The sequence below is a fragment of the Pseudomonas sp. NPDC087817 genome (assembly GCF_044742875.1).
Lineage (GTDB): Bacteria > Pseudomonadota > Gammaproteobacteria > Pseudomonadales > Pseudomonadaceae > Aquipseudomonas.
In genome coordinates, this window is record NZ_JBIUVJ010000128.1 from 1 (window position 1) to 5,144 (window position 5,144).

The window sequence follows — 5,144 nt, forward strand, 5'->3', positions numbered from 1 at the left end:
ATCAGGTCATTGATACCGGCGTGCTGAAGATCCGTAACGCGTTCCATCGCCATGATGATTCGCCGCTCGATCCGACCTGCGATTGCTATACCTGCCAGAACTTCTCCCGCGCTTATCTGCATCACCTGGACAAGTGCGGCGAAATGCTGGGAAGCATGCTCAATACCATCCATAACTTGCGCCATTATCAGGTGCTCATGGCTGGTTTGCGCGAGGCTATTCAACAGGGTACATTGGCCGCCTTTGTCGATGCCTTCTACGCCAAACGCGGGCTCCCCGTTCCGCCTTTGGACTGAGTTTTCTGACCCCAAGATTCAACATTTGCAACTGGAGTGCTAAATGAGCTTTTTTATCTCTAACGCCATGGCCGACGCGGCTGCACCGGCTGCTGCCGGCCCAATGGGCGGCGGTTTCGAGTGGATTTTCCTGGTCGGCTTCCTGGTCATCTTCTACCTGATGATCTGGCGTCCACAGGCCAAGCGCGCCAAAGAGCAGAAGAACCTGCTGAGCAGCCTTGCGAAGGGCGACGAAGTGGTCACCACCGGCGGCATCGCCGGCAAGATCACCAAAGTGGCCGATGACTTCGTGGTTCTGGAAGTTTCCGACACCGTGGAAATGAAGTTCCAGAAAGGCGCCATCGCCGCCACGCTGCCAAAAGGCACGCTGAAAGCGATCTAAAGGTAACAACTTCTACTCAATCGACGGGGCGCGCAAGGCGCCCCGCGTCATAACGGGCGGCGTGATGCTGAACAAATATCCTCTGTGGAAATACATTCTGATCCTGGCGGTGCTGGCGATCGGTCTGATTTATTCCGCTCCCAATCTATACCCCGATGACCCGGCCATTCAGGTCAGCGGTGCAAGCACTGCGCTGCAAGTCAATCAGGCTGATCTGGATCGTGTGAGCACTGCGCTCAAGGAGTCCGGGATCAACGTCAAGGCAGCCACTCTGGCGGCCAACGGCAAGGGCGGTCTGATCCGTCTGACCAAGGCTGAAGACCAGCTGCCGGCCAAAGACGTTGTGCGCAAGGCGTTGGGTGATGACTACGTCGTCGCGCTGAACCTGGCACAAACCACCCCGCAATGGCTGCGCAATCTGGGCGCGCACCCGATGAAGCTGGGTCTGGACTTGTCCGGTGGTGTGCACTTCCTGCTCGAAGTGGACATGGACAAAGCCCTCGATGCACGCCTGAAAGTCTACGAAGGCGACGTCAAGAGCCTGCTGCGCAAAGAGAAGCTGCGCTATCGCAGCCTGCCGCAACTGGGCGGTGCCATTCAGTTGGGCTTCAGCGATGCTGACTCCCGCGAACAGGCCCGTGCGCTGATCCGCAAGAACTTCAACGATTTCGACATTGTTCCGGCCGACCTCAACGGTCAACCGGTGCTGCGTCTGGCGATGACCCCGGCCAAGCTGGCGGAAATCCGTGAATACTCCATCAAGCAGAACTTGACCACGGTACGTAACCGCGTCAACGAGCTGGGTGTTGCCGAACCGATCGTTCAGCGTCAGGGCGCCAACCGCATCGTGGTTGAGCTGCCGGGCGTGCAGGACACTGCCGAAGCCAAGCGTATTCTCGGCAAGACGGCCAACCTTGAGTTCCGTCTGGCGGCAGAGCCGGGCGCTTCGAAAGCCACTTCCGAAACCTTCGAGTTCCGTGAAGGCAAGCGTCCTCCTGCGCAGATCGAGCGTGGCCTGATCATCACCGGTGACCAAGTGACCGACGCCAAGGCCGGTTTCGGCGAGCACGGCACGCCTGAAGTGAACATCCGTCTGGATGGCCACGGTGGCGAGCTGATGAGCCGCGCAACCCGCTCCAACGTTGGTCGCAGCATGGCGGTGATCTTCATCGAGCAGCGTCCGATCACCACTTACACCAAGCAAGTGGTTGATGGCGTCGAGAAAGACGTTGCTGTTCAGACGTTCAAAGAAGAGAAGAAGATCATCAGTCTGGCGACCATTCAGTCGCCACTGGGTGCTCAGTTCCGCATCACTGGACTGAACGGCCAGGGCGAATCGTCCGAACTGGCACTGCTGCTGCGTGCCGGTGGTCTGGCGGCGCCGATGTACTTCGCTGAAGAGCGCACAATCGGCCCGAGCCTGGGTGCTGACAACATCACCAAAGGTATCGATGCGTCGCTGTGGGGCATGCTGTTCGTGTCGCTGTTCATCATCGCCATCTACCGCTTCTTCGGCGTTATCGCCACCGTCGCACTGGCGGTGAACATGGTGCTGCTGCTGGCCTTGATGTCGCTGCTGGGTGCAACGCTGACCCTGCCGGGTATCGCCGGTATCGTGCTGACCATGGGTATGGCGGTCGACGCCAACGTGCTGATCTTCTCGCGGATTCGTGAAGAGATCGCCGCCGGCATGACCATCCAGCGTGCAATCAACGAAGGCTTCGGCCGGGCATTCACCGCGATTCTCGACGCCAACCTGACTACCTTGTTGGTCGGCGGCATTCTCTTTGCGATGGGCACAGGCCCGGTCAAAGGTTTCGCAGTGACCATGTCCCTCGGGATCTTTACCTCGATGTTCACGGCCATCATGGTGACCCGCGCAATGGTCAACCTGATCTTTGGCGGACGTGACTTCAAGAAGTTGTGGATTTAAGGGGCTGCCATGTTACGTACAATCAACTTCATGGGCGTTCGCAACTTTGCGTTCGGCGTCACAGTGTTTCTTACGGTGCTGGCTATTTTCAGCGTCTTCCACAAGGGCATGAACTGGGGTCTGGACTTTACCGGCGGTACGCTCATCGAGCTGACCTACGAGCGTCCGGCTGACGTCACCAAGGTGCGCGAGCAACTGACCACTTCCGGTTATCACGAAGCCATCGTGCAGAACTTCGGTGCAACCACCGATTTGCTGGTGCGTATGCCGGGTGAAGACCCGCAACTGGGCCATCAGGTTGCAGAAGCGCTGCAGAAGGTCGGCGGCGACAACCCGGCGACCGTTAAACGTGTCGAGTTCGTCGGTCCGCAGGTCGGTGAAGAGCTGCGCGATCAGGGCGGCCTCGGCATGCTGCTGGCGCTCGGCGGTATCCTGATCTACCTGGCTTTCCGCTTTCAGTGGAAATTCGCGGTCGGCGCCATTGTTTCGTTGATCCACGACGTGATCGTGACCATCGGTATCCTGTCGTACTTCCAGATCACTTTCGATCTGACCGTACTGGCGGCGGTGTTGGCGATCATCGGTTATTCGCTGAACGATACCATCGTGGTATTCGACCGGGTTCGTGAGAACTTCCGTGTGCTGCGCAAGGCAACGCTGATCGAGAACATCAACATCTCGACCACCCAGACCCTGCTGCGCACCATGGCGACGTCGATCTCCACCTTGCTGGCGATCGCGGCACTGCTGTTCTTCGGCGGTGACAACCTGTTCGGTTTCTCGATCGCATTGTTCATCGGTGTTCTGGCGGGTACCTACTCGTCGATCTACATCGCCAACGTGGTGCTGATCTGGTTGAACCTGACCACTGAGGATCTGATTCCTCCGGCCAACACCGAGAAGGAAGTCGACGACCGTCCATAAACGGCCATCGTTTTCCCGGCAGTCAGGTGAAAAAGGCGCGAGTTGAACTCGCGCCTTTTTTTATGCTCCAAGGCTGGGAGAAGCGCGGGCGCGTCCCGCATGTGATGGTCAGGAGGTTCATGTGAACAAGTCGTTGCTGGTTGGTGCGGTATTGGGTGCTGTCGGTGTGACTGCCGGGGGTGCTGTTGCCACCTACAGCCTGGTTAAAAGCGGCCCTGAGTATGCGCAAGTGTTGGCCGTCGAACCGGTCAAGACACAGATAAAGACTCCACGTGAAGTGTGCAAGGACGTGACAGTGACTCGTCAGGCACCGGTAAAAGATCAGCATCAGATCGCTGGTACGGTGGTCGGTGCACTGGCAGGTGGTTTGCTGGGTAATCAGATTGGCGGCGGCACCGGCAAGAAGATTGCCACGGTGGCTGGCGCGGTCGGTGGCGGCTATGCCGGTAACAAGGTTCAAGAAGGCATGCAGAACCGCGATACCTACACCACCACGCAAACCCGCTGCAACACGGTCAATGACATCAGCGACAAGGTCGTCGGTTACGACGTGCGTTACTCGCTCGATGGCAAGGAAGGCAAAGTGCGGATGGATCGCGATCCGGGCAACCAGATTCCGGTCGACAAGGAAGGCAAGCTGATTTTGTCGCAGAATGAGCCGGGTCAGTAAAGACCGACTGTTTTAACAAGAAGCACCCTGCGGGGTGCTTTTTTGTGCCCGGAATTTCTGGCTAAACCCGGATCTCTTGTGGGAGCGAGCAGGCTCGCTCCAGCATGAAGATTTTGGTGATCTGAAGATCGAATTCCAGGCATAAAAAAAGCACCCCTAGGGTGCTTTTTTTGTTTCGCTGGAAGCTTAGCGCTTCAGCGAAGCCGGCAGGTGCGGCTGGATCGCCGTCAGGACTGCCTTGAAGCATTTGGTGTTGCCGGCAACGATGTGGCCTTTTTCCAGGAAGTCGTGACCGCCAGTGAAGTCGCTCACCAGACCGCCTGCTTCTTGAATCAGCAGGGCGCCTGCAGCCATGTCCCACTCGGACAGGCCCGATTCCCAGAATGCGTCGAAACGACCGGCAGCCACGTAGGCCAGGTCCAGGCTCGCCGAACCGGCGCGGCGGATGCCGGCAGTCTGGCCAACCAGGGCGCGGAACATGCCCAGGTAGTTGTCGAGGTTGTCCATCTGGTCGTCACGGAACGGGAAGCCAGTACCCAGCAGAGCGCCGTCGAGGCTGGTGCGACCGCTGACGCGCAGACGACGACCGTTCAGTTGAGCGCCGCGACCACGGCTGGCGGTGAATTCTTCCTGGCGAACCGGGTCCAGAACCACTGCGTGCTCCAGGCGACCACGGTATTTACAGGCAATGCTGACCGCGAAGTGAGGAATGCCGCGCAGGAAGTTGGTGGTGCCATCCAGCGGATCGATGATCCACAGGTACTCTTCGCCTTCGATGCCGGTGCCGGCGTGCAGGCCGGTTTCTTCACCCTGGATCGAGTGATTCGGGTAAGCCTTGCGCAGGGCATCGATGATTTTCTGTTCAGCGGCGCGATCGACCTCGGAGACGTCATCCTTGGCGTCTTGTTCGTCGACCTTGATGGTTTCCAGGCGCGCGCT

6 protein-coding genes are annotated in these 5,144 nt (G+C 58.5%); 5 read left to right on the forward strand and 1 reads right to left on the reverse strand.

Annotated features, from left to right (window positions below; translation table 11 throughout):
- From ACIONG_RS29735 to ACIONG_RS29755, 5 genes are all read left to right on the forward strand, one after another.
- On the forward strand, positions 1 to 296 hold a 296-nt coding region (locus ACIONG_RS29735; RefSeq protein WP_401304531.1), incomplete at its 5' end, for a tRNA-guanine transglycosylase.
- A 43-nt stretch (positions 297 to 339) separates the two neighbouring features.
- Positions 340 to 678 carry a preprotein translocase subunit YajC gene (yajC, locus tag ACIONG_RS29740; RefSeq protein WP_003227923.1) on the forward strand — a complete coding sequence of 113 codons (339 nt, stop codon included), beginning with the start codon at positions 340 to 342 and terminating at the stop codon, positions 676 to 678.
- Between the two features lie 64 nt (positions 679 to 742).
- Positions 743 to 2,611 (forward strand): protein translocase subunit SecD, encoded by a 1,869-nt coding sequence (secD, locus tag ACIONG_RS29745; protein ID WP_401304533.1) that lies wholly within the window; start codon positions 743 to 745, stop codon positions 2,609 to 2,611.
- A gap of 9 nt (positions 2,612 to 2,620) precedes the next feature.
- Positions 2,621 to 3,535: a protein translocase subunit SecF gene (gene secF / locus ACIONG_RS29750; RefSeq protein ID WP_103304535.1), complete on the forward strand. Its 915-nt coding sequence runs from the start codon at positions 2,621 to 2,623 to the stop codon at positions 3,533 to 3,535.
- Between the two features lie 121 nt (positions 3,536 to 3,656).
- Positions 3,657 to 4,205 carry a glycine zipper 2TM domain-containing protein gene (locus tag ACIONG_RS29755; protein WP_053123539.1) on the forward strand — a complete coding sequence of 183 codons (549 nt, stop codon included), beginning with the start codon at positions 3,657 to 3,659 and terminating at the stop codon, positions 4,203 to 4,205.
- Positions 4,206 to 4,391: 186 nt separating this feature from the next.
- Here ACIONG_RS29755 and ACIONG_RS29760 read toward each other — a convergent pair.
- On the reverse strand, positions 4,392 to 5,144 hold a 753-nt coding region (locus ACIONG_RS29760; protein WP_401304536.1), incomplete at its 5' end, for an inositol monophosphatase family protein.

What these genes read in the sequence shown, in the direction of transcription:
- yajC (WP_003227923.1), top strand. Translation starts at nt 340, where the DNA reads ATGAGCTTTTTTATCTCTAACGCCATGGCCGACGCGGCTGCACCGGCT.
- secD (WP_401304533.1), top strand. Translation starts at nt 743, where the DNA reads ATGCTGAACAAATATCCTCTGTGGAAATACATTCTGATCCTGGCGGTG.
- secF (WP_103304535.1), top strand. Translation starts at nt 2,621, where the DNA reads ATGTTACGTACAATCAACTTCATGGGCGTTCGCAACTTTGCGTTCGGC.